The 22,758-nt window shown below is 56.2% G+C and carries 22 protein-coding genes and 2 pseudogenes; 18 read left to right on the forward strand and 6 right to left on the reverse strand.

Annotation, left to right across the window (positions count from 1 at the left end; all coding sequences use genetic code 11):
* Positions 1-73 precede the first annotated feature (73 nt).
* Complete coding sequence (locus tag PSES9_RS0120340; protein WP_010490099.1) at positions 74-1,468, forward strand: MATE family efflux transporter; 1,395 nt, start codon at positions 74-76, stop codon at positions 1,466-1,468.
* A 175-nt stretch (positions 1,469-1,643) separates the two neighbouring features.
* Here PSES9_RS0120340 and PSES9_RS24380 read toward each other — a convergent pair whose 3' ends face one another.
* The 5 genes and pseudogenes from PSES9_RS24380 to PSES9_RS25765 all read right to left on the reverse strand — a co-directional run bounded on the left by PSES9_RS24380 (position 1,644) and on the right by PSES9_RS25765 (position 4,295).
* Positions 1,644-2,069 (reverse strand): cupin domain-containing protein, encoded by a 426-nt coding sequence (locus tag PSES9_RS24380; protein WP_010490100.1) that lies wholly within the window; start codon positions 2,067-2,069, stop codon positions 1,644-1,646.
* Positions 2,070-2,131: 62 nt separating this feature from the next.
* Positions 2,132-2,479 (reverse strand): RidA family protein, encoded by a 348-nt coding sequence (locus PSES9_RS0120350; RefSeq protein ID WP_029529683.1) that lies wholly within the window; start codon positions 2,477-2,479, stop codon positions 2,132-2,134.
* A gap of 346 nt (positions 2,480-2,825) precedes the next feature.
* The gene (gene tusA, locus PSES9_RS0120355) at positions 2,826-3,077 is read right to left on the reverse strand and encodes a sulfurtransferase TusA (RefSeq protein ID WP_010490104.1); all 252 of its coding nucleotides are present in this window, start codon (positions 3,075-3,077) and stop codon (positions 2,826-2,828) included.
* Positions 3,078-3,141: 64 nt separating this feature from the next.
* Positions 3,142-4,128, reverse strand: a pseudogene (gene rlmM / locus PSES9_RS23985) (23S rRNA (cytidine(2498)-2'-O)-methyltransferase RlmM); the annotation flags it as partial.
* Positions 4,032-4,295 (reverse strand): hypothetical protein, encoded by a 264-nt coding sequence (locus tag PSES9_RS25765; RefSeq protein ID WP_010490108.1) that lies wholly within the window; start codon positions 4,293-4,295, stop codon positions 4,032-4,034. The gene PSES9_RS25765 and the pseudogene rlmM, both read right to left, overlap by 97 nt.
* Positions 4,296-4,649: 354 nt before the next feature.
* Between PSES9_RS25765 and acnA the strand changes: the two genes are divergently transcribed.
* From acnA to PSES9_RS23990, 7 genes and pseudogenes are all read left to right on the forward strand, one after another.
* Complete coding sequence (gene acnA / locus PSES9_RS0120365; protein ID WP_010490109.1) at positions 4,650-7,394, forward strand: aconitate hydratase AcnA; 2,745 nt, start codon at positions 4,650-4,652, stop codon at positions 7,392-7,394.
* 173 nt (positions 7,395-7,567) lie between these two features.
* A pseudogene (locus tag PSES9_RS25770) lies at positions 7,568-7,894 on the forward strand (PAS domain-containing protein); the annotation flags it as partial.
* A 153-nt stretch (positions 7,895-8,047) separates the two neighbouring features.
* Complete coding sequence (locus tag PSES9_RS0120370) at positions 8,048-9,133, forward strand: methyl-accepting chemotaxis protein (protein WP_425439614.1); 1,086 nt, start codon at positions 8,048-8,050, stop codon at positions 9,131-9,133.
* Between the two features lie 128 nt (positions 9,134-9,261).
* The gene (locus PSES9_RS0120375; RefSeq protein ID WP_010490113.1) at positions 9,262-9,591 is read left to right on the forward strand and encodes a DHCW motif cupin fold protein; all 330 of its coding nucleotides are present in this window, start codon (positions 9,262-9,264) and stop codon (positions 9,589-9,591) included.
* A 134-nt stretch (positions 9,592-9,725) separates the two neighbouring features.
* Complete coding sequence (locus PSES9_RS0120380; RefSeq protein ID WP_010490115.1) at positions 9,726-10,307, forward strand: hypothetical protein; 582 nt, start codon at positions 9,726-9,728, stop codon at positions 10,305-10,307.
* An 86-nt stretch (positions 10,308-10,393) separates the two neighbouring features.
* On the forward strand, positions 10,394-10,780 hold the full coding sequence (gene gloA2, locus PSES9_RS0120385) for an SMU1112c/YaeR family gloxylase I-like metalloprotein (protein ID WP_010490117.1): 387 nt from the start codon (positions 10,394-10,396) through the stop codon (positions 10,778-10,780).
* 92 nt (positions 10,781-10,872) lie between these two features.
* On the forward strand, positions 10,873-11,295 hold the full coding sequence (locus tag PSES9_RS23990) for a hypothetical protein (protein ID WP_010490120.1): 423 nt from the start codon (positions 10,873-10,875) through the stop codon (positions 11,293-11,295).
* Here PSES9_RS23990 and PSES9_RS0120395 read toward each other — a convergent pair.
* Positions 11,292-11,984 (reverse strand): alpha/beta family hydrolase, encoded by a 693-nt coding sequence (locus tag PSES9_RS0120395; RefSeq protein ID WP_010490121.1) that lies wholly within the window; start codon positions 11,982-11,984, stop codon positions 11,292-11,294. The genes PSES9_RS23990 and PSES9_RS0120395 overlap by 4 nt on opposite strands.
* A 544-nt stretch (positions 11,985-12,528) precedes the next feature.
* Between PSES9_RS0120395 and ccoN the strand changes: the two genes are divergently transcribed.
* From ccoN to hemN, 10 genes are all read left to right on the forward strand, one after another.
* Complete coding sequence (gene ccoN, locus PSES9_RS0120405; protein ID WP_010490123.1) at positions 12,529-13,971, forward strand: cytochrome-c oxidase, cbb3-type subunit I; 1,443 nt, start codon at positions 12,529-12,531, stop codon at positions 13,969-13,971.
* Complete coding sequence (gene ccoO / locus PSES9_RS0120410) at positions 13,971-14,579, forward strand: cytochrome-c oxidase, cbb3-type subunit II (RefSeq protein WP_010490125.1); 609 nt, start codon at positions 13,971-13,973, stop codon at positions 14,577-14,579. Before ccoN ends, ccoO begins: the two co-directional genes overlap by 1 nt.
* Before the next feature lie 6 nt (positions 14,580-14,585).
* Positions 14,586-14,771, forward strand: coding sequence for a CcoQ/FixQ family Cbb3-type cytochrome c oxidase assembly chaperone (locus PSES9_RS0120415; protein WP_010490127.1), 186 nt, complete (start codon positions 14,586-14,588; stop codon positions 14,769-14,771).
* On the forward strand, positions 14,768-15,766 hold the full coding sequence (gene ccoP, locus PSES9_RS0120420) for a cytochrome-c oxidase, cbb3-type subunit III (RefSeq protein ID WP_010490130.1): 999 nt from the start codon (positions 14,768-14,770) through the stop codon (positions 15,764-15,766). The genes PSES9_RS0120415 and ccoP overlap by 4 nt, the downstream gene beginning before the upstream one ends.
* Before the next feature lie 134 nt (positions 15,767-15,900).
* The gene (gene ccoG / locus PSES9_RS0120425; protein WP_085987599.1) at positions 15,901-17,316 is read left to right on the forward strand and encodes a cytochrome c oxidase accessory protein CcoG; all 1,416 of its coding nucleotides are present in this window, start codon (positions 15,901-15,903) and stop codon (positions 17,314-17,316) included.
* 15 nt (positions 17,317-17,331) lie between these two features.
* Positions 17,332-17,838, forward strand: a complete 507-nt coding sequence (locus tag PSES9_RS0120430; protein ID WP_010490134.1) for a FixH family protein — start codon at positions 17,332-17,334, stop codon at positions 17,836-17,838.
* 87 nt (positions 17,839-17,925) lie between these two features.
* Positions 17,926-20,325, forward strand: coding sequence for a heavy metal translocating P-type ATPase (locus PSES9_RS0120435; RefSeq protein ID WP_010490135.1), 2,400 nt, complete (start codon positions 17,926-17,928; stop codon positions 20,323-20,325).
* A gap of 27 nt (positions 20,326-20,352) precedes the next feature.
* On the forward strand, positions 20,353-20,559 hold the full coding sequence (gene ccoS, locus PSES9_RS0120440; RefSeq protein ID WP_010490136.1) for a cbb3-type cytochrome oxidase assembly protein CcoS: 207 nt from the start codon (positions 20,353-20,355) through the stop codon (positions 20,557-20,559).
* Complete coding sequence (locus tag PSES9_RS0120445) at positions 20,552-21,235, forward strand: sulfite exporter TauE/SafE family protein (protein WP_010490137.1); 684 nt, start codon at positions 20,552-20,554, stop codon at positions 21,233-21,235. Before ccoS ends, PSES9_RS0120445 begins: the two co-directional genes overlap by 8 nt.
* 128 nt (positions 21,236-21,363) lie before the next feature.
* Positions 21,364-22,746, forward strand: a complete 1,383-nt coding sequence (gene hemN / locus PSES9_RS0120450; protein WP_010490138.1) for an oxygen-independent coproporphyrinogen III oxidase — start codon at positions 21,364-21,366, stop codon at positions 22,744-22,746.
* The last annotated feature ends 12 nt before the right edge of the window (positions 22,747-22,758 follow it).

Consider the following 22,758-nt stretch of genomic DNA (forward strand, 5'->3'; position numbering starts at 1 on the left):
AAACAGGTGGCTACAGCCTTTCCTGACTAAATGGTCAAGGCGTATACTGCGCGGTTTTACGAGAGCATCAACCATGACCGCCACCTCAGCTGCTGAAACAAGGTCACAACGCGTAAGCCGTGAACTTCGCAGCCTGCTGGTGCTCGCCACACCTATCATCATCGCCCAGTTGGCCCACACCGCCATGGGCTTCGTCGATACCCTGATGGCCGGACGCGTAGGCCCCCATGACCTTGCTGCCGTGGCATTGGGCAACTCGATCTGGGTACCGGTTTTCCTGCTGATGACAGGTATTTTGCTTGCGACCACCCCCAAAGTCGCCCAGCGTTATGGTGCTGCTGATGAATCCAGCATTGGCCCACTGGTACGCCAGGCTCTGTGGCTGGCGATCGTGGTCGGCGGTGGCGCCGCGGCCTTGCTCTGGAATGCCGAAGTCGTGCTGCACAGCATGAATGTTGAGCCCGACCTGATCGAGCCATCAATGGGGTACTTGCGCGCTGTGGCCTGTGGTTTCCCCGCTGTTGCGCTCTACCATGTACTGCGCTGTTTCAGTGATGGCCTGGGGCATACCCGACCAAGCATGGTGATTGGCATCTTCGGGCTGATGCTCAATATCCCGCTCAATTATATTTTCATCTACGGCAAGCTTGGGTTGCCGGCCATGGGGGGCGTTGGTTGTGGCTGGGCGACCGGTTTAGTCATGACCTTCATGTTTGCGTGCATGCTGGTATGGGTAAAGTGGGCCCCTGCCTACAAAGCCAGCAAGTTATTCGCACGTTTTGACTGGCCGCAGTGGTCGGTCATCAAGCGCCTGCTGTCCATCGGCCTGCCAATAGGCATCGCCGTCTTCGCCGAATCGAGTATTTTTGCAGTGATTGCCCTGTTGATCGGCGGGCTTGGTGCCACGGTCGTCGCAGGTCACCAGATTGCCCTGAACTTCAGCTCGCTGGTATTTATGATTCCTTATTCGCTTGGCATGGCCGCTACCGTTCGCGTCGGCCAGGCATTGGGGCGCCATGACCCACGTGGCGCGCGCTTCGCAGCCGGTGTCAGCATGGCCACAGCACTGGCCTATGCCTGCTGTTCGGCCACCTTGATCCTGTTGCTGCGCGAACAGATCGTCAGTATCTACACCCCGGACCCGACAGTGATTGCCCTGGCATCCATGCTGATTATCTACGCCGCGCTGTTCCAACTATCGGATGCCATTCAGGTGACCGCCGCCGGCGCTCTTCGAGGTTATCAGGATACCCGCGTGACCATGCTGCTGACGCTGTTTGCCTATTGGGGCATAGGCCTGCCGGTTGGTTACGCATTGGGCTTGTCCAACTGGCTGGGTGAACCTTCCGGGCCTGAAGGCCTATGGCAAGGTCTGGTGGTGGGTTTAACCTGCGCGGCCGTGATGCTGGCCATACGCCTGAGCCGCAGTGCACGCAAGCATATTCGTTTATCAAAACAGGCTGCATAACTGCCGCCCAACCTGAGCCAGATCACCAGTAGGTATTGATAAAGCCATGAAGTCCTGCATGGGCATTGCAGGTTTGACAGGGCGCCTCGTCAATATGGCGAGACGCCCAAGGTCGGTGCCTATTGCGGTTGCCGGCCTCAGTCCTAAGCTGACAACAGCAACCAGACTGCTCCGATCAGCAACCGTTCTTGCAAGGTTTGTAATCAGGGTGGCTGGCACCATGAGCACCGTCATCATAAAGATCAAAGGTCAGCACCTTGAGCGGCGCATTGACTGAAAGATTCTTGATCCAATGCTCGGTATCATTATATTCCGCGAAACAATCACCCGCCTTCCAGATGACCGTATCCTTGGACTTGTTGGAATGCTCTTCGCCTGAACCTTCAAGCACATAAAGAAGCGCTGGGCGGTTTTCATGGGAGTGAAGAACGATGGTACCGCCCGGGTGGCACTCGAGTAGCCGGCAGCGCATGCGGCGTTCCAGAAGCGGTGCGCCATAGCCGGGAACGACAATATCCTGCATGTTGATGGATGCAAGCTCTGTTGATATTTCATCGTCATTGAGTTTGACGGTAGGCTTCGGAAACGTGTTGTCGTCCATAACTAAATATCTCCAATACAGATTGATAATGTGCGCTTTCCCCAATATGGAAAGCCGTTGGATCAAATGCTGGCAAACACCTGCACTTCAACCACCCAATCAGGGTTGGCAAGGCGCACCACTTGAATGGCAGCACGCGACGGCGCCTGCCCTTTGTCGCTGGCAACCCAGTTATCCCAAACCTGATTGAACGCCTCATAGTCGCCCATATCCGTTAGGAAAATATTGGCATAGAGGATATTCGACTTATCTGCACCAGCCTTGTGTAACAGCAGATCGATGGTCTCGAACACGCCTTGCGCTTGCTCGGTAATATTTTTCCCTGAACTGACCTGCCCGGACAAAACAATAAGATTCCCGTTCTGCGAGGCCTGGCTCATTCGGTTGTTTTGATCAATCCTTTTAATCACGACTCTGTTACTCCCTGTCAGCGCTTACCCGCAAAAAGTGCAGATTATTAAACTGGAGCAGGCTCAACGTGCGCACAGACGCCCTGCCTGCGGCGCTCAATAAAACACAGCGCGATGCTCAGACCCATCACCACCGTATAATAATCGCCAGCAACCATCCGAAAGATATGTAGGAATTTTCACCCGCCCACACCAGTACCCCCTCGGGTATGAGGGTATTGCAAATTCAAATCTGGTTAGTGATCGCAATTGGATTGGGTTGGCAGCATAAAGCAAGGCCCAGGCTGGACTTCAACCTGCTGGGCCTGCGCAATCATTTTGACCTGGCACCCATTGCGCTGGGGTATCAATCGAGCTTGGTGCGTATCCAGTACAGATAAGCGCCCGCCTCTTCGGCTTGATCGAGCAAATCATGCCCCAGGAATACACAGAACTTGGGCACATCGCGACGGGTTGAGGGGTCCGTCGCTATCACTTTGAGCAAGCTACCCGCCTGTAAGTCGCGCACCTTGTTGTGCAGCATCATCACTGGTTCAGGGCAATTCAATCCGCTGGCATCAAGCACCGCGTCAGGCGTGAGGGTTTTAGGGTCGGACATCTAAACACTCCAATTAATGGCGCTATTGTCGCGCAAAGCTGACCCAAAGGTCACCTTCTACGGACTATTTACCCAGTCGGCGCAGGTGGCAGGTTACCTCTTCACGGTCGTGATAGAGCTGCTTGCAGGCAATCGACACCTTTATGCGCCGTTCGGCAAAACCGGCTTCCATTCTGTCTAGCAGCTTGCGCACTTCGGCATAACGCTGCTTCATGGGCAGTTTGAGATTGACCACCGCCTCGCGGCACAGACCTTCTCCGATCCAGGTTTCCAGCAAGGCTGCGTTACGTGCGGGCTTTTCAACAATATCGCAGACCATCCAGTCCACCGGCTGACGTGGCCTGTAGGTAAAGCCATCAGCCATCAAATGCTGAACCAGGCCGGTATCCATCAAGCTTTGCGCCATGGGCCCGTTGTCAATGGCGGTCACCAACATACCTAGCTTGACCAATTGATAGGTCCAGCCACCCGGCGCGGCGCCAAGATCAACGCCGGTCATGTCGCCATTGAGCCGTTCGTCCCACTCTTCCCGTGGAATAAAGGTGTGCCAGGCTTCTTCAAGTTTCAAGGTCGAGCGACTTGGCGCCTCACGCGGGAATTTCAGTCGAGGAATGCCCATCGGCCAGATAGCACTGTTGTTCGCCTCGGCCAAGCCCACAAATACCTCGCGACCGCTCTTGAACGTCAGCAGCAAACGTGGCTTGCCCGATTGCTCGACCAACTTGCCCGCCTTGCCCAAGGCTTTGCGCAGCGGCACTTCAAATTTCTTACAGAAATTCGACAGCTCCTTGCCCTCATTGGTGTCGAGGACTTCGAGCCAGACACTGCCACAGACCGGAAAATCCTGCAGATGCTCAAGCAGCACACTGATCCGATCCGTTTCAGGCAGCTCGATAAAGACCCCGCGCGCCCATTGCCGGGGAAATATAAGGCTCTTGAAGCGCACAGCCTGCATCAACCGCTCTGCGCCACCCTCTTCCGTGCAGACAAATTCCGCACAGGCGCTGCTGGCTTTTGCCTTGGCATAGCCGGCCACTTGCAGCCAGCCTGCATCAACCGCTCTGCGCCACCCTCTTCCGTGCAGACAAATTCCGCACAGGCGCTGCTGGCTTTGGCCTTGGCATAGCCGGCCACTTGCAGATTGGCAGCATGTTCGCTGATTTCAGAACAGACTTCGTTTTCAAATCCGGGGCGGCAATGCAGTAACAAAGTATTCATCGGGGCTCTCCTCAAGGCGCGCATGATAGCGAACTTGGGAACCCAGGGCTGTAAATCATGTCCAGCTTAATGTCCTGCGCGGATTACAGAGCTGAGGTCGCGACAGCTTCGAGCTGGTCAAGATGCAGCTACTAGGGCTCATAAACCACGCGACCAGACAACCTGATATCCCGGGACGCTGCATCTTCAAATTATCGCCCGATAGCAACTTGATGTTATCGACCACCAGTGGCAGGGTAAAAATACGACTCTACAAATGGCAGGACAGACCAGCTGCAGCTAGCTTTTAAGCCTGCCTCGAAAAAATCACCACGTTCAGCCCGGCCAGCCGTGTGGCCATAGAAGGAGCTTTAAATGCCATCCCTAAATAGCCTGAACAGCCGCCAAAGCCTCAAAGTTGGCGACAAGACCTACCAATACTTCAGCTTGCCCGAAGCGGCGAAGTCGCTGGGCAACATCGACAAGCTCCCCATGTCCCTGAAAGTACTGCTGGAGAACCTTCTACGTTGGGAAGACGATAAAACCGTCACCGGCGACGATCTCAAGGCGATTGCCGCCTGGCTGGAAAAGCGCAGCTCCGACCGAGAAATCCAGTACCGCCCCGCCCGTGTGCTGATGCAGGATTTCACCGGCGTTCCCGCGGTTGTCGACCTTGCGGCCATGCGTGACGCAATGAGCAAGGCTGGCGGCGACCCGCAAAAAATCAACCCACTCTCGCCTGTCGATCTGGTTATCGACCACTCGGTGATGGTCGACAAGTTCGGCACAGACAGCGCATTCACCCAGAATGTGGACATTGAAATGCAGCGCAATGGCGAGCGCTATGAGTTCCTGCGCTGGGGCCAGCATGCGTTCGACAACTTCAGCGTCGTACCGCCAGGCACTGGCATCTGTCACCAGGTAAACCTCGAGTATCTGGGCCGCACGGTTTGGACCAGGGAAGAAGATGGCCACACCTTTGCTTTTCCCGACACGCTGGTGGGCACCGACTCGCACACCACCATGATCAACGGCCTTGGCGTATTGGGCTGGGGCGTCGGCGGCATCGAAGCAGAAGCGGCCATGCTTGGCCAACCGGTATCCATGCTGATACCCGAGGTCATCGGCTTCAAGCTCACTGGCAAACTCAAAGAAGGCATCACCGCGACCGACCTGGTTCTCACCGTCACGCAAATGTTGCGCAGCAAGGGCGTGGTGGGCAAGTTTGTAGAATTCTATGGTGATGGCCTGGCTGAACTGCCACTGGCCGACCGCGCAACCATTGCCAATATGGCACCCGAGTACGGCGCAACCTGTGGCTTCTTCCCGGTGGATGAAATCACCCTGGGCTACCTGCGCCTGTCTGGCCGCCCGGACGAAACCGTGGCGCTGGTCGAGGCCTACTCCAAGGCTCAGGGCCTGTGGCGCGAACAGGGCCAGGAGCCAACCTTCACTGACAGCCTGTCACTTGACATGGGCAATGTTGAAGCCAGCCTGGCCGGCCCTAAACGCCCACAAGACCGCGTGGCCTTGACCCAGGTGCACAAGGCATTTGATGACTTTATCGGCTTGCAACTCAAACCCAACGGCAAGGAAGAAGGCCGCTTGCTCAGTGAAGGCGGAGGCGGAGCAGCCGTTGGCAGCGACCACTCCACCGGCGAAATCGATTATGAATTCGAGGGCCAGTCACATCGCCTGAAAAACGGCGCCGTGGTCATCGCCGCCATCACCTCCTGCACCAACACCTCCAACCCAAGCGTGATGATGGCTGCAGGCCTGGTCGCCAAGAAAGCGGTTGAAAAAGGCTTGCAACGCAAACCCTGGGTCAAGAGCTCATTGGCCCCAGGCTCGAAGGTGGTCACCGAATACTTCAATGCCGCAGGCCTCACCCAATATCTGGACAAACTCGGGTTTGACCTTGTCGGCTATGGCTGCACGACCTGTATCGGTAACTCGGGTCCACTGCCGGCTCCTATCGAAAAGGCGATCCAGACTGCCGACCTGACGGTAGCCTCGGTGCTCTCCGGCAACCGCAACTTTGAAGGCCGTGTCCATCCCCTGGTGAAAACCAACTGGCTGGCCTCTCCGCCCCTGGTTGTCGCCTATGCATTGGCCGGTAATGTGCGGATCAATATCGCCGAAGAACCCCTGGGCGAAGATAAAGACGGCAATCCGGTGTACCTCAAGGATATCTGGCCCACCCAGAAGGAAATCAGCGACGCCATCATGAAGGTCGACACCGCCATGTTCCGCAAGGAGTACGCAGAGGTATTCAGCGGCGACGAGCAGTGGCAGGCAATCAAGGTATCTGAAGACGATACTTATAGCTGGCAGGCTGATTCAACCTATATCCAGCACCCTCCTTTCTTTGAAGGTATTGCCGATGCACCGCCGCACATTGGCGATATCAGCAACGCACGCGTGCTGGCATTGCTCGGCGACTCGGTCACCACCGACCATATTTCTCCAGCTGGCAATATCAAAAGTGACAGCCCAGCCGGGCGCTACCTGCGTGAAAAAGGGGTTGAGCCCATCGACTTCAACTCCTACGGCTCGCGTCGTGGCAACCATGAAGTCATGATGCGCGGCACCTTTGCCAACATCCGCATTCGCAACGAAATGCTCGATGGCAGTGAAGGCGGCAACACCCTGCATATTCCAAGCGGTGAACAGCTTTCCATCTATGACGCAGCCATGCGCTACCAGCAGGAAGGCACCCCATTGGTGGTCATCGCCGGCAAGGAATATGGCACCGGCTCATCCCGCGACTGGGCTGCAAAAGGCACCAACCTGCTTGGGGTAAAAGCAGTACTGGCCGAAAGCTTTGAACGTATCCACCGTTCCAATCTGGTTGGCATGGGCGTGCTCCCGCTGCAGTTCAAGGACGGCCAGGACCGAAAAAGCCTCGGGCTAACGGGTAAGGAAACCCTGAAAATCACCGGTCTGGATGGCGTTGAGATTCGCCCGATGATGAACCTCGTTGTCGAAATCAGTCGTGAGGATGGCAGCAGCGAACGCATTGAAGTGCTTTGCCGAATTGATACCCTCAATGAAGTTGAGTACTTCAAGGCAGGTGGCATTCTACATTATGTGCTGCGCCAGCTGATCGCGGGCAAATAGCCTGACTAGAGCGCTCGGACATTATCAACGCCTGTCCGGGCGCCAGCCCAGCCCTTTATAATTGATTTAGATCAATCAATCTAAAGTTCAGTGACTTTTTTCCCAATTCACCCTCAACTTGCGCCGCTTCAGGCCGATGACATGCAGTATCAACTTCATGGATCTGCCACGTCATGCGTAATAATCAGCCCATCACCCAACGTGAACGCACCTTTCCTGCCGAACAACGGCTGATATCAACGACCGACCTCAAAGGCCAGATCACTTATTGCAACGAAGCATTTACCGCAATCAGTGGTTTCTCTGACGCCGAATTACTTCGCGCGCCGCACAACCTCGTGCGCCATCCTGATGTGCCCTCGGCAGTCTTCGAGCATATGTGGACCACTTTGAAAAAGGGTCGTCCATGGATGGGGATCGTCAAGAACCGCTGCAAGAATGGCGACCATTATTGGGTTAATGCCTACGTCACGCCGGTGCTTGATAACAACCAGGTGGTTGGCTATGAGTCGGTGCGGATCAAGCCCACCAGCGAACAGATCAAGCGTGCTGAAAATCTCTACAAGCGCATCAACGCGGGCAAGCCTGCAATGTCCGGCGCCGCCAAGTTGCAACCGCTACTTATCGACTGGCTTCCCTTCCTGTTAGTGGCGATGATCAGTTGCTTGATTGGCGCCTGGCTTAGCCCATCGGCAGGCTTACTGGCTTCGGCGCTGGTTGCCGTGCCTGTCGGCGCCTTGGGTCTGCGCTGGCAGCAGCGTGGCTTCAGGCGCCTGCTGAGCCTGGCGGAGAAGACCACTTCTGATCCTCTGATAGCGCAAATGTACACCGATACCCAAGGGCCGCTCGGCCAACTTGAAATGTCCGCACTGAGCCAGGAAGCACGCCTTAAAACCTGCTTGACCCGCTTGCAGGACAGCGCCGAGAACCTGACCAAACAAGCACGACAGGCAGACAAGCTGGCGCAAAACAGCTCGGCCGGTCTTGAACGTCAACGCCAGGAAACCGAGTTGGTTGCCGCAGCCGTAAACGAAATGGCCGCCACCACGCTCGAAGTTGCGAGCAATGTGGCACGTACCGCCATCGCCACCCAAGAAGCCAATCGCCTGTCCAGTGAGGGGCGCGCGATTGCCGCCGAAACCCGCGAAGCCATCCAGCGGTTGTCGGTATCTGTCGGTGAAACCGGTGAGACGGTGACTCGCCTGGCCCAGGACAGCAACGAAATCGGCGGTGTGGTCGATGTGATCAAAGGCATTGCCGACCAGACCAACCTGTTGGCACTTAACGCCGCAATCGAAGCGGCCCGCGCTGGCGATATGGGCCGTGGCTTCGCCGTGGTAGCCGATGAGGTACGCTCCCTTGCCCAGCGTACAGCGGAGTCAACCGAGCAGATTCACGGCTTGATCGCCAAGCTGCAACGCACAGCCGAAGAAGCCGTGATGACCATGGATATTGGTCGCAAACAGGCTGACGATGGTGTCGAACGTGTACTGAAAGCCGACGAGGCGCTCTCAGGCATCAGCGACTCGGTCGCCAATATCGCCGATATGGCCGACCAGATCGCTGCCGCCGCCGAAGAGCAAAGCGCGGTGGCCGATGAGATCAACCGCAATATCACCACCATCGCCGAGCTCTCGGACCAAACCGCAGGCGATGCACAAAGCACCGCAGCCCTTAGCCAAGAGCTGACCCAAACAGCGCAGGGACAATATTCATTGGTCGAGCGTTTCAATCGATAAGCCCTGCATTGGGGTATGAGGTACGGTGGCAAGCACCTCATACCCCGGCATTAAGGCGAAAACAAGCTAGAGAAAGGCAATGAACAGCGGCATCATCGCGGCTTTCAATCAAAACCCAGGATCGCGCGATGAATATCAGCAACCTCCCCTTTGTGACCACCGACTGGGCAAGCATTGAACCAACGCAACATCCAGGCGAAACCGGCAGCGCCACCTGGCGCACCGCCCAGTTTGGCGATATTCGCGTACGCATCGTCGAATACTCGGCGGGTTACCTGGCTGATCACTGGTGTAGCAAGGGCCATGTGCTGTTCTGCCTGGAGGGCCAATTGCACACCGAGCTGGCTGATGGGCGCAGCTTCACCCTCAAGCCCGGGATGAGCTATCAGGTCGCTGACAATGCTGAACCCCATCGTTCTTCGACACAGTCAGGCGCCAAGCTCTTCGTAGTTGATTGAATGCAAAACCTACCCTACATTTAATCCATCTAGGACGTGCATTTGCACAACATGCGATTGCAGCGCAACTGTACACCAAGGAAATCAATGGCGTAGACAATACGCTGCAACCTACATCAGGATCAGGTGTCGGCATGAAGCTCAGTTCAACCCCTCTACTCTTGGCATGCATGGGTTCGGTAATTGCCGGTTGCACAACACTACCCTCGCCCGAATACACAGTCACCAACGATGAAAAATTCAACCTGCAAAATGCCGGCATAATCGTCGGTTCGATTGATGATGCCGCCTATGCCGGTGCAGATATCCAATTTCGCGATACCTTGAGCGGCAGCACCTACACCATCACCGATGCGAACGCCTCGGAGTTCTCGATGTGGCTACCTGCCGGTACTTATTCGGTGTCCGCCATCGGCCCGAGCAAAGCCTGGCTTGGCACCTACAGCCGACCGCTGACATTCAGTGTAAGCAATGGCGCAATCAACTATATAGGTGACCTCTCCTACGGCTGCGTGCAACAAAGCCCCAACCTCGCCTGGTATGGTCAGCGCTATTGCGGCATAGGTTCATTACCCGAGCAATGCACCACGGCCCACCCGCTGACCTCAATGTGCATTATCGACAACCAGCAGCAAGCGGTGAACGCATTCAAGGATCGGTTCTCGCAGTTTGCCGACACCCCACAAATGTCCGCATTGATGACCTCATCCGAATAACCCTGGGTCTTGCGACACAGTGAAACCCGCCAGACCTCAACCTGCCAAACAGGCATGAATCCTATGCCTGTTGAGCACGGCCTTCCATGTTAAAACGCATCCACCATGTAGCCATTATTTGCTCGGACTATCCACGCTCGAAACATTTCTATACTGAAATTCTCGGCTTGCAGGTCATTGCCGAGCATTACCGACAAGCGCGCCAATCCTACAAGCTCGACCTGGCTTTGACTGACGGCTCGCAAATAGAGCTTTTCTCCTTTCCCAATGCACCTGCGCGCCCCTCATATCCGGAAGCCCAGGGCCTGCGCCATCTGGCATTCGAGGTCGAGGATATCGCCCAAGTCAAAGCACGACTTGAGCAACAAGGCATCCGTGTTGAGCCGATCCGCATCGATCCCTACACCCAGCGCTACTTCACATTCTTTAGCGATCCGGATGGATTGCCGCTAGAACTCTATCAAACCGATTAATTGTGTAATTTTTAGCAGGCTCGGCCCTCAGTAGATCAACGCACTTGCGAGATTCGATGCATGTGCGAACCCCGATCACCTAAGGACCCAACATGCTTAGCCAAACTGCCAACAGCAACCACACTCGCTTTAATCTTTCGACCCTCGGTGGGGCTGCCATTGCAATGGCGGGGGGGGTTGGCTTTGTTGGCTTTGGTGGCGCACAAGCACTGGGGGCGCATCCGTTTTGGGGAATGAAAATCGCGTATTTTGCAATTGGCGCGGGCCTGGTGATGAGCGTTATGGCCGCTTTAGCCAAACAGCGCCTGGCTCAACAGCTGATCACATTTACCACCCTGCTGGTGATCAGCATTGCCATTACAACCTATGGCAAAACCCAGTTCGCAGCCTCTTATGCCGAAGATGACTTCGCAGGGAAACTATGGTTTTTTGGCTGGATCGCGGCACTTGCCGCAAGCTTCAGCATTGTCACTGCCATCACGACTAGCTGGCTGGCTCGCAACAAGGCCAATTAAGCAGCTATCAGGGCATTTATAAATGAAGCCATTTCATCTGCGGCAGACTCCAGGTGCTGCAAATGGGTAAATCCTGAACGTTTAAGCGGCTTGAGGTCATGATCCGCAGTCTCCAGCCACTTCAAGCTAATCGCCGGTGACAAGTCATACCCCTCGACCGCCTGCCGGTCACCCAAGGCATCCCGCTCGCCCTGAACAATCAACGTCCGCGTTTGCAGGCCTGCAAGATGTGCAGTTCTGGGCTTTTCGGGCTTGCCAGGGGCATAAAACGGATAACCAAGACAGACCAAGCCAGCAGCGCCTAACTCATCGACCAAGAGGCTAGCCATACGCCCGCCCATGGATTTACCGCCAATGACAACAGGGCCTTGTGCCTGCCGGCGTATCTCGGCATAAATGCTACGCCACTGTTCTAGCAACTGGGTTTGCGGGTTCGGTGGGCGCCGCTTACCGTCATTACGCCTTGCCGCCATATAGGCAAACTCAAACCGCACCACCGCAATGCCACGCTCCACCAGCCATTGGCTGACCTGCTGCATAAACTCACTGTCCATGGGCGCTCCTGCACCATGGGCAAGAATCAAGGTTGCATGACAGGCACCCTGGGGTTTATCCCAAAGCAGTTCCGGACTTCGGCCTGCAGCGCAAGATTGATCTTGATCAACACCCGCCAGCGTTGCTTTACCCATACTCGGCTTCACCTTCACACCTCTAATCACTGGCATTGACGTTACCGGCATTTGGCCCTGTAGCGCTGCCTATATTTATCCAGGAGATAACCTAATGGCCCTGTCTGCAACCAGGCAAGTTCGTATCGCCAATACTGCTGCCTCGAAAGCAACGCGCCCCGCCATCTGCTTGAAAGCATGGCTTGCGGATACAGGCGCGTTGTGATTGGCTGGCGGCGTGGCGATATTGGGGTAACCTGGCAAAAACAAAAGTGCGACCTGAAGTCGCACCCTGTCGACCAGTGGCACCCAAGACTGTGGACATGAGCTAATCTTGTTGGCATTCGCCACGCTGCACAAAGCATAAGGCGATCCCCATCTTTGCTTAACAGCAAATTGGTCTAGAGTGCTGTTAATAAAGCGTTTTTGAAATGCTCAAAATGCTTTTTAAATGCCTTTAGACCCTGATCGTGACGGCATGTATCGTTGCAATGCCTTACTGCTTTATACATACTTGCCGCCGATTTTTATCCCTAAAAAATCCATTAACCGTGGAACCCCAGCAATGAGCACAGCAATCAGTCCGACTGCTTATAACTACAAGGTGGTCCGCCAATTCGCCGTCATGACGGTAATTTGGGGGGTCATTGGCATGGGCCTAGGCGTTTTCATCGCTTCACAACTCGTGTGGCCTGAACTCAACTTTGGCTTGGAATGGACGACCTTTGGTCGTTTACGTCCTCTGCACACTAACGCGGTGATTTTCGCTTTTGGCGGATGCGCGCTAATGGCAACTTCACTTTATGTGGTGCAGCGCACCAGTCAGGTACGTCTGATTTCTGACTCCTTGGCATCTTTTGTCTTCTGGGGTTGGCAAGCAGTTATTGTTGCCGCAGTTATTACTCTGCCGCTGGGCTTTACCAGCTCTAAAGAGTACGCAGAACTGGAATGGCCAATCGACATCCTTCTGGGTATCGTCTGGGTCGCTTATGCGGTTCTGTTCTTCGGCACTATTGTCAAGCGCAAGCCTAAGCACATCTACGTCGGCAACTGGTTCTACGGTGCATTCATCCTGGTTACGGCAATGCTGCACATCGTAAACAGTGCAGAAATGCCTGTGAGCATGTTCAAGTCGTATTCGATGTACTCGGGTGCAACAGATGCCATGATCCAATGGTGGTACGGCCACAACGCCGTAGGTTTCTTCCTGACCACCGGCTTCCTGGGCATGATGTACTACTTCGTACCCAAGCAGGCTGAGCGTCCAATCTACTCGTACCGCCTGTCTATCGTGCATTTCTGGGCACTGATCACCCTGTACATCTGGGCCGGCCCACACCACCTGCACTACACCGCACTGCCGGACTGGGCCCAGTCCCTCGGCATGGCCATGTCGGTCATCCTGCTGGCGCCAAGCTGGGGCGGCATGATCAACGGCATGATGAGCCTGTCAGGCGCCTGGCATAAGCTGCGCACCGACCCTATCCTGCGCTTCCTGGTGGTTTCGCTGGCGTTCTACGGCATGTCGACCTTCGAAGGCCCGATGATGGCTATCAAGACCGTCAACGCCCTGTCCCACTACACTGACTGGACCATCGGCCACGTTCACGCTGGTGCGCTCGGCTGGGTTGCGATGATCTCCATCGGTTCGCTGTACCACCTGATCCCGAAAGTCTTCGGTCGCGAGCAGATGCACAGCGTCGGCCTGATCAATGCCCACTTCTGGTTGGCTACCATCGGCACCGTTCTGTACATCGCCTCGATGTGGGTAAACGGTATCACCCAGGGCCTGATGTGGCGTGCAGTGAACGAGGACGGCACCCTGACCTACTCGTTCGTTGAAGCCCTGCAAGCAAGCCACCCTGGCTATGTAGTTCGCGCAATTGGTGGCGGGTTCTTCGTCCTTGGTATGTTGCTGATGGCTTACAACACCTACCGCACCGTGCGTGCCGCCAAGCCGTCCGAGTATGACGCCGCGGCAATGATTCCTGCCGGAGTAGCTCACTGATGAAACACGAAATCATCGAGAAAAATATTGGCTTGATGGCCCTGTTGATGGTGCTATGCGTCAGCATCGGCGGCCTCACCCAAATCGTCCCGTTGTTTTTCCAGGACGTCACCAACGAGCCGGTTGAAGGCCTCAAGCCCTACACTGCTCTGGAACTCGAAGGCCGTGATGTATACATCGCCAACGGCTGCGTCGGTTGCCACTCGCAAATGATCCGTCCGTTCCGTGCTGAAACAGAGCGCTACGGTCACTACTCGGTTGCCGGTGAGAGCGTCTGGGATCACCCATTCCTGTGGGGCTCCAAGCGTACCGGTCCCGATCTGGCCCGTGTTGGCGGTCGCTACTCGGATGAGTGGCAGCGTGCCCACCTGTATAACCCACGCAACGTAGTGCCTGAGTCGATCATGCCGGCATTCCCGTTCCTGGTTGAGAAGAAGCTCGACGGTAAGGACACTGCGAAAAAGATGGAAGTCATGCGTGGTTTCGGCGTGCCTTACACCGATGAAGATATCGCTGGGGCCAAAGAAGCTGTTAAAGGCAAAACCGAAATGGACGCCATCATTGCGTACCTGCAGGTTCTTGGCACCTCTATCACGAGCAAACGGTAACGCACGATGGAAATCGGGACTATTCGCGGTATAGGCACAGCAGTCGTATTCATCGCCTTCTTGGGTCTGTTGCTATGGGCATATAGCAGCAGGCGCAAGTCAGATTTTGACGAAGCTGCCAACCTGCCTTTTGCCGACGAGCCGAAACCAAGCGAGCGTGACGAGCAATCTTCCAGGAGCAATAACCAATGACCACTTTCTGGAGTTGGTACGTAACAATACTTTCACTCGGCACTATTTTTGCCTTGACGTGGCTGATCTTCGGTACGCGCAAAGGGCAAACAAACGACGAGGTGACCAACGAAACCGTAGGCCACGCCTTTGATGGCATTGAGGAATATGACAACCCACTGCCTAAGTGGTGGTTCATGTTGTTCGTCGCCACCATCGTTTTCGCCCTCGGCTACCTCGCCCTTTACCCGGGCCTGGGTAACTGGAAAGGCCTGCTGCCAGGCTTTGAGTACCTCGACAATGAGGCCAAGACCCCTTTCGCTACCAACGTAGAGATCGCAGGTGGCGAAGAGCGTAATGGTGGCTGGACTGGTGTTCACCAGTGGGAAAAAGAGATGGCCAAGGCTGATGCCAAATATGGCCCGATCTACGCCAAGTACGCAGCAATGCCAATTGAAGAAGTGGCCAAGGACGACAAGGCGTTGAAAATGGGCGGTCGCCTGTTTGCTTCGCACTGCTCGGTTTGCCACGGTTCAGATGCCAAGGGCGCCTACGGCTTCCCTAACCTGACTGACACTGAATGGCGTTGGGGCGGCGAGCCTGAGACCATCAAGACCACCATCATGGAAGGTCGTGAAGGTGCGATGCCTGCCCACTTGCCAATCATTGGCGAAGACGGCGTGCATAACGTAGCGGCTTATGTCCTGACCGAACTGGCCGGCCGTAAATTGCCTGAAGGCACTGAAGCGGATATCGCTGCAGGGCAAAAAATCTTCAGCACGACATGTTTCGCCTGCCACGGTGCAGACGGTAAAGGCACTCCAGCCATGGGCGCGCCTAACCTGACTGATCCGGCAGCGTTCATCTACGGCACCAGCTACGCTCAGTTGCAGCAAACCATTCGTTATGGCCGTCACGGCAGAATGCCTACGCAAAAAGACTTCCTCGGCAACGATAAGGTCCACTTGCTAGCAGCCTATGTGTACAGCCTGTCGCACAAGCCAGCAGCAGAGTAATACCTTCTTGCCCACCGGGGCGCGACGGTCAGTCGCACCCGGTGGCAAGAGCCTCAGGCGTACCATAGCGTTATTAGAATGACCACGGTCGGCACGTATCGACTGCGGCACCCCATTTAACCGCTTGGGACGATCTGATGAGCCAGATTCCAGTTAAGAACATCACCCCTCCTGCCGCGAAAGTACAGTCATCGACTGATCTTTACGCCAGCGCTGAAAAAATCTACACCCGCGCCTTTTCCGGCGTTTTCCGCAACCTGCGCAGGGTTGGCGGTGCGTTTCTGTTCCTCGTGTATTTCGGCACCGTCTGGCTCAACTGGGATGGTCGTCAAGCCGTCTGGTGGAACCTGCCAGAACGCAAATTTTATATTTTTGGCTCAACCTTCTGGCCGCAAGATTTTGTGCTGCTTTCAGCACTGTTGATCATTTGCGCCTTCGGTTTATTTTTTATTACCGTATTTGCTGGCCGCGTATGGTGCGGCTATACCTGCCCGCAAAGCGTGTTCACCTGGATTTTCATGTGGGGTGAGAAAGTCACCGAGGGTGACCGCAACAAACGCATGAAGCTCGACAAAGCACCGATGAGCGCAGAGAAGTTCTTGCGCAAACTGGCCAAGCACAGCATCTGGATCGGTGTATCACTGGCAACAGCCGTCACCTTCGTCGGCTACTTCAGCCCAATTCGCGAGTTGATTCCCGACCTCTTCACCCTAGATGCAAGTGGCTGGGCCTTGTTCTGGGTTGGTTTCTTCACGGTTGCCACCTATGGCAACGCTGGTTGGCTGCGCGAACAGGTGTGCATCTACATGTGCCCCTATGCGCGCTTCCAGAGTGTGATGTTCGACGCCGACACCCTGATAGTGTCTTACGATCCACGTCGCGGTGAAGGTCGTGGCCCACGTAAAAAAGGCGCTGACTACAAAGCCCAGGGGTTGGGCGATTGTATCGACTGCCACATGTGCGTGCAGGTCTGTCCTACCGGCATTGATATCCGTGATGGTCTGCAGCTCGAGTGCATCGGCTGCGCCGCATGCATCGACGCCTGCGACAGCATCATGGAGAAAATGGATTACCCCAAGGGCTTGATCAGCTACACAACTGAACACAATCTTTCCGGCCAGAAAACCCACTTGTTGCGCCCTCGCCTGATAGGCTACGCCGTCGCCCTGGTGGCCATGATGAGCGTTTTCGCCTGGGCTGTTACCAACCGCCCGCTGGTAGGCCTTGATGTGATCAAGGACCGGGTTATGTTCCGTGAAAACCAGGATGGCCACATTGAAAACGTCTACACCCTGAAAATCATGAACAAAGCCCAGCATGATATGACATACAGCATCAGCGCCGACGGCATTGAAGGCCTGGAGTTCGAAGGTACGAACCAGGTCAAGGCCGCAGCCGGCGAGGTGCTTTCAGTACCGGTTGGACTTTCTATTGAGCCTGAGAAGCTGCCGTCCAGCGCCAATAAGATCATGTTCCATGTGCAGGCACTCGAAGACAACAGTATCAACACCAACGCTGACAGCCGCTTCAACGGCCCCAGCATTCGCTAAGCTGCAGGCAAATCAATGACCGAAGAAACAACAGTCGCCCCGTGGTACAAACAATTCTGGCCATGGTTCATCATTGGCCTGCTAAGTTTGTCTGTCGTCCAGGGCGGTTCCATGCTGATTTTCTCAATCAACAATCCGCCAGGGCTGATTTCCGATAATTATTATGAAGTCGGCAAGGGCATCAACCAGTCATTGGATCGCGAGAACCTGGCAAAACAGCTCAAGGTCAGCGCCAACATCACCTTCAACAATGAAACCGGCGTGGTTGATATGCAACTCAAAGGGCTTACTGGGCCCGCCGTACTCAAGCTCAATGTGATCTCGCCGACGCAACCCGAGCGTGACCGTCACATCACCATGCAAGCCAGAGGTGACGGCAACTACACCGGCAACCTTGAAGACGCGGTGCAAGGCCGTCGCTTTGTCGAGTTGATCGGCCGCGAAGGTGGCAAGGACTGGCGCGTATTTGAGGAAGAAGTGCTCGAATCCGGCAAGACAATCCGCCTCGGTGACGACAAGTAACCCGATCTTGTGCGGCGCAAAAACTGCGCCGCCCCGCCTGGCTGGCTCTCCATAAGCCACCTGTACCTGCATCAAGATAGTTGATTAATGGCCAGTCCAAACCCTTGCTATCACTGCGGCTTACCAGTCCCTGCTGGCAGCCGCTTCTTTGCCGAAATTCTCGGGGAACGCCGGGACATGTGCTGCCCTGGCTGCCAGGCAGTGGCCGAGGCAATTGTGGCAGGCGGGCTGGAGCACTATTACAAGCATCGCAGCGAATCAGCCAGCAACCCGCAGGACTTGCCGCAGGCGTTGCCTGACGAACTCCAGCTGTTTGACCGTGCCGAAGTGCAAGAGCCTTTCGTGCAGCATCAGGGCGAAACCAGCGAGACCTGGCTGCTCATCGAGGGGATCAATTGCGCGGCCTGTGGCTGGCTGATCGAAAAACACCTTCGCGCCCTGCCCGGCGTAAACGATGCGCGGCTCAATCTATCCAACCACCGGCTTAATGTCAGTTGGATAGACAGCCAGGTCGCGCTCAGCCAGTTACTCACTGAACTGCGCAAAATTGGTTATGCCGGCCACCCTTGGCAAGCCGACGAGGCTGCACAGAAACTGGCCACGGAAAACCGCAGGGCCATGCGCCAGCTCGGACTTGCCGGCCTGCTCTGGTTTCAAGTAATGATGGCGACCATGGCCACCTGGCCAGAGTTCAATATCGACCTCAGCCCTGAGCTGCACATGATCTTGCGCTGGGTCAGCCTGTTTTTGACCACCCCGATCATCTTCTATTGCTGTGGGCAGTTCTTCCGTGGCGCGCTGCGTGATCTGCGTACCCGGCACCTGACCATGGACCTTTCGGTTTCACTGGCGATTGGCGGCGCTTATGTCGCAGGGATCTGGTCTGCAATCACCGGCACCGGCGAGCTGTATTTCGATGCCGTGGGCATGTTTGCATTCTTTTTACTTGCCGGTCGTTATCTCGAACGCCGCGCCCGCGAACGCACGGCTGCGGCGACCGCTCAGTTGGTCAACCTGCTGCCTGCATCCTGCTTGCGCCTCAATGAGCAAGGCCAAACGCAGCGCATCCTGCTCAGCGAACTGCGGCTTGGCGAACAGGTGTTGGTTCAACCGGGCGCGCTGATGCCTGCCGACGGCTGCATCCTCAGTGGCCAGTCGAGTGTCGATGAATCGGTGCTGACCGGCGAATATTTGCCACAGCCTCGCGTTGAAGGTGACCAGGTAACAGCTGGCACCCTCAATGTCGAAGGTCCCCTCGTCGTAGAAGTCCAGGCACTGGGCGATGCCACACGCCTATCAGCAATAGTGCGGCTGCTGGAGCGCGCGCAAACCGACAAGCCGCGTCTGGCAGAGCTGGCAGATCAGGTCTCGCAGTGGTTTCTGTTGTTCCTGTTGCTGGCGGCTACTGTGGTTGGCGTCATCTGGTGGCAAATTGATCCATCACGCGCATTCTGGGTGGTGCTTGCCCTCCTCGTCGCCACCTGTCCCTGCGCACTGGCATTGGCCACACCCACGGCCCTTACCGCCGCAACCGGCACCTTGCACTCACTTGGCGTCTTGCTGACCCGCGGCCACGTGCTTGAAGGCCTCAACCAGATCGATACGGTTATATTCGACAAGACAGGCACCCTGACTGAAGGCAAGCTGACGCTCAGCGCCATCCACCCACTTGGTGCACTCGACAGCGACGCTTGCCTGGCGCTCGCGGCAGCACTGGAAAATCGCTCCGAACACCCCATAGCCAAAGCCTTTGGCCGCGCCACTCAGGCCGCAGATCAAGTCGACAGTTTCCCTGGTCAGGGCCTGCACGGCACTATCGAGGGTCGGCAATTGCGCATTGGCCAGGCTGCATTTGTCTGCGCCCTGAGCGGTAAACCGGCGCCTGCCATTCCCGGCGAAAGCGGCCAATGGCTATTGCTTGGCGACCAGCAAGGCCCGCTGGCCTGGTTTGTGCTCGATGATCGTCTGCGCGCGGATGCCCAGGAACTGATAACCAGCTGCAAGGCCCGTGGTTGGCAGGTATTGCTGTTGTCGGGCGACAGCTCACCGGTGGTTGCACAAATTGCCAGGCAACTGGGTATCGAGGATGCCCGGGGCGGCCTGACGCCCGATGACAAACTGGCAGCTCTCAAGGTCCTGCATCAACAAGGCCGACGCGTGCTGATGCTTGGCGACGGGGTTAACGATGTACCGGTACTGGCTGGCGCGGACATAAGCGTTGCCATGGGCAGCGCCACCGACCTGGCCAAAACCAGCGCTGATGCGGTGCTCTTGTCGAATCGACTGGGCAGCTTGGTCGATGCATTCAAACTGGCAAGGCGCACCCGCCGCATCATCATTGAAAACCTGATCTGGGCCGCACTGTACAATAGCCTGGTCCTGCCCTTTGCTGCATTGGGCCTGATAACACCTTTGTGGGCGGCGGTCGGCATGTCCATCAGCTCGCTACTCGTGGTATTGAACGCCTTACGCCTTGCCCGGCATTAACCCGCAAGTTTGCTGCACGGAGTCACCATGCCAGCGTTATACATATTGATTCCCATTGCCCTGATCCTGGTCGCAATCGCGATTTGGGTGTTTTTCTGGGCAGTTGATAGCGGCCAGTATGGTGACCTGGACGGACCGGCCCATAGCATTCTGTTCGACGATGAAGACCCCATGCATAAGGCTGGCGTGGACGAAGCCCAGACGCCTGCATCAAAGGATCAGTCGGATGCTTGAGCTGGCGCCACTGCTCATTTCCGCGATGATTCTTGGCTTGCTCGGTGGTGGTCACTGCCTGGGGATGTGTGGCGGACTGATGAGCGCGCTGTCCCTCGCCATCCCCCCTGAACAGCGCAGCAAGCGCTTCAGATTCATGCTCGCCTACAATCTGGGCCGAATCAGCAGCTATACAGTCGCTGGCCTGTTGATTGGCCTGGCAGGGGTCGCAGTGGCCTCCAGCCCCGCAGCCATGTTGTTGCGCGTGGCTGCTGGCATCTTGCTGATTTGCATGGGCCTGTACCTGGCTGGCTGGTGGAGCGGGCTGACCCGCATCGAAGCGCTGGGGCGTGGCCTGTGGCGCTATATTCAGCCGCTTACCCGACGTTTTATGCCAGTCGACAGCATGCCGCGCGCTCTGATACTCGGTGGCTTGTGGGGCTGGCTACCCTGCGGTCTGGTCTACAGCACCTTGCTTTGGGCATCGAGCCAGGGCAATGCCCTCTATAGCGCGGCGCTGATGCTGGCATTTGGCTTGGGCACCTTGCCGGTACTTATAGCGACAGGCATGGCTGCTGAGCACATCAATCGCTTCCTGCGGACCAAGGGCGTACGTGTGGCGGGCGGCCTGCTGGTCATTGTCTTCGGTATCTGGACCCTTCCAGGACCGCACCAGCACTGGCTGATGGGCCACTGATTTGGCCATGATGGCCTACTGCGCCAGATATTGCCCATAAGCCAGGCCTGGTCATGACCCAGATCAACATCGGCGTCACTCGGCGGTTCTAGAATCAACTGCATTCTCCGTCCACCGAGAGCGTATTTATGCTCGATGCCATCCAGTGGAGTCCCGAACTGATCAGCCGCTACGATCACTCAGGCCCGCGCTATACGTCCTACCCTACGGCCATGCAGTTCCATGGTGACACTGGCCCCCTCGACCTGCTCTGTGCGCTACGTGCCAGCAGTGATGCCGGGCGCCCATTATCGCTCTATGTCCATGTGCCTTTTTGCGCCAATATTTGCTACTACTGCGCCTGCAACAAGGTGATCACCAAAAATCGAGATCGAGCTCAACCCTATCTGCAAGCACTGGGCCACGAGATCGAGATGATCAGTAGCCATCTCGCCCCCGGCCAGGTAGTCGAGCAACTGCATTTTGGTGGTGGTACGCCCACATTTCTCAGTCATGATCAACTGCGCAACCTGATGGGTGACCTGCGTAAATGGTTTACCTTGCTTGATGACGACTCAGGCGACTATGGCATTGAGATTGACCCGCGTGAGGCCGACTGGGCGACCATGGGCCTGCTGCGCGAGCTCGGTTTCAACCGCATCAGCCTTGGCGTGCAGGATCTCGACCCGCAAGTGCAGCGGGCCGTCAACCGCATGCAGTCAGTCGAACAGACCCGCGCCATTATCGACGCGGCGCACGCGCTGCAGTTTCGTTCGGTCAATATCGACCTGATCTATGGCTTGCCCCTGCAAACACCAGAACGATTCGCCAAGACCGTGGCTGAGGTTATCGCCATGCAGCCGGACCGCTTATCGTTGTTCAACTATGCCCACCTGCCTGAACGCTTCATGCCACAGCGCCGCATTGCCGATCACGACTTGCCCAGCAGTGCCGACAAACTAAGCATGCTGCAGAGCTCGATTGCTCAACTAAGCGCTGCTGGCTATCGCTATATCGGCATGGACCACTTCGCCCTGCCCGATGACGAACTGGCAATCGCCCAGGAAGAAGGCAAGCTGCAACGCAATTTCCAGGGCTACACCACCCATGGGCACTGCGACCTGATTGGCCTTGGCGTTTCCGCAATCAGCCAGGTAGATGGCCTTTACTGCCAAAACAACAGCGACCTCAACCTCTACCAGCAAGCCCTCGGTAACGACCAGCTCGCGACCAAACGAGGGCTTCACTGCAATGCCGACGACCTTGTCCGGCGTGCAGTGATCCAGCAATTAATCTGTCACTTCCAACTGGATTTCGCTGATATCGAACGCGGCTATGGGATCGACTTCCAGCACTATTTCAGCGATGTCTGGCCACGGCTGCAACAAATGGCTAGGGACGGTCTGATCGAGTTGACGCAACAAAGCATCAACGTACTACCCAGCGGCCGGCTCTTGGTTCGAGCGCTCTGCATGCTGTTTGACAGCTATTTGTCTGAACAGAGCCAACAACGCTTTTCACGGGTGATCTAGCACTCAGCTACC

This window comes from Pseudomonas sp. S9 (assembly GCF_000222125.1).
Taxonomy (GTDB): domain Bacteria; phylum Pseudomonadota; class Gammaproteobacteria; order Pseudomonadales; family Pseudomonadaceae; genus Aquipseudomonas; species Aquipseudomonas segetis.

Coding starts and splice junctions, on each gene's coding strand:
- PSES9_RS0120340 (WP_010490099.1), top strand. CDS start 74: ATGACCGCCACCTCAGCTGCTGAAACAAGGTCACAACGCGTAAGCCGT.
- PSES9_RS24380 (WP_010490100.1), bottom strand. CDS start 2,069: ATGGACGACAACACGTTTCCGAAGCCTACCGTCAAACTCAATGACGAT.
- tusA (WP_010490104.1), bottom strand. CDS start 3,077: ATGTCCGACCCTAAAACCCTCACGCCTGACGCGGTGCTTGATGCCAGC.
- PSES9_RS25765 (WP_010490108.1), bottom strand. CDS start 4,295: ATGAATACTTTGTTACTGCATTGCCGCCCCGGATTTGAAAACGAAGTC.
- acnA (WP_010490109.1), top strand. CDS start 4,650: ATGCCATCCCTAAATAGCCTGAACAGCCGCCAAAGCCTCAAAGTTGGC.
- PSES9_RS0120370 (WP_425439614.1), top strand. CDS start 8,048: ATGATCAGTTGCTTGATTGGCGCCTGGCTTAGCCCATCGGCAGGCTTA.
- PSES9_RS0120375 (WP_010490113.1), top strand. CDS start 9,262: ATGAATATCAGCAACCTCCCCTTTGTGACCACCGACTGGGCAAGCATT.
- PSES9_RS0120380 (WP_010490115.1), top strand. CDS start 9,726: ATGAAGCTCAGTTCAACCCCTCTACTCTTGGCATGCATGGGTTCGGTA.
- gloA2 (WP_010490117.1), top strand. CDS start 10,394: ATGTTAAAACGCATCCACCATGTAGCCATTATTTGCTCGGACTATCCA.
- PSES9_RS23990 (WP_010490120.1), top strand. CDS start 10,873: ATGCTTAGCCAAACTGCCAACAGCAACCACACTCGCTTTAATCTTTCG.
- PSES9_RS0120395 (WP_010490121.1), bottom strand. CDS start 11,984: ATGGGTAAAGCAACGCTGGCGGGTGTTGATCAAGATCAATCTTGCGCT.
- ccoN (WP_010490123.1), top strand. CDS start 12,529: ATGAGCACAGCAATCAGTCCGACTGCTTATAACTACAAGGTGGTCCGC.
- ccoO (WP_010490125.1), top strand. CDS start 13,971: ATGAAACACGAAATCATCGAGAAAAATATTGGCTTGATGGCCCTGTTG.
- PSES9_RS0120415 (WP_010490127.1), top strand. CDS start 14,586: ATGGAAATCGGGACTATTCGCGGTATAGGCACAGCAGTCGTATTCATC.
- ccoP (WP_010490130.1), top strand. CDS start 14,768: ATGACCACTTTCTGGAGTTGGTACGTAACAATACTTTCACTCGGCACT.
- PSES9_RS0120430 (WP_010490134.1), top strand. CDS start 17,332: ATGACCGAAGAAACAACAGTCGCCCCGTGGTACAAACAATTCTGGCCA.
- PSES9_RS0120435 (WP_010490135.1), top strand. CDS start 17,926: ATGGCCAGTCCAAACCCTTGCTATCACTGCGGCTTACCAGTCCCTGCT.
- ccoS (WP_010490136.1), top strand. CDS start 20,353: ATGCCAGCGTTATACATATTGATTCCCATTGCCCTGATCCTGGTCGCA.
- PSES9_RS0120445 (WP_010490137.1), top strand. CDS start 20,552: ATGCTTGAGCTGGCGCCACTGCTCATTTCCGCGATGATTCTTGGCTTG.
- hemN (WP_010490138.1), top strand. CDS start 21,364: ATGCTCGATGCCATCCAGTGGAGTCCCGAACTGATCAGCCGCTACGAT.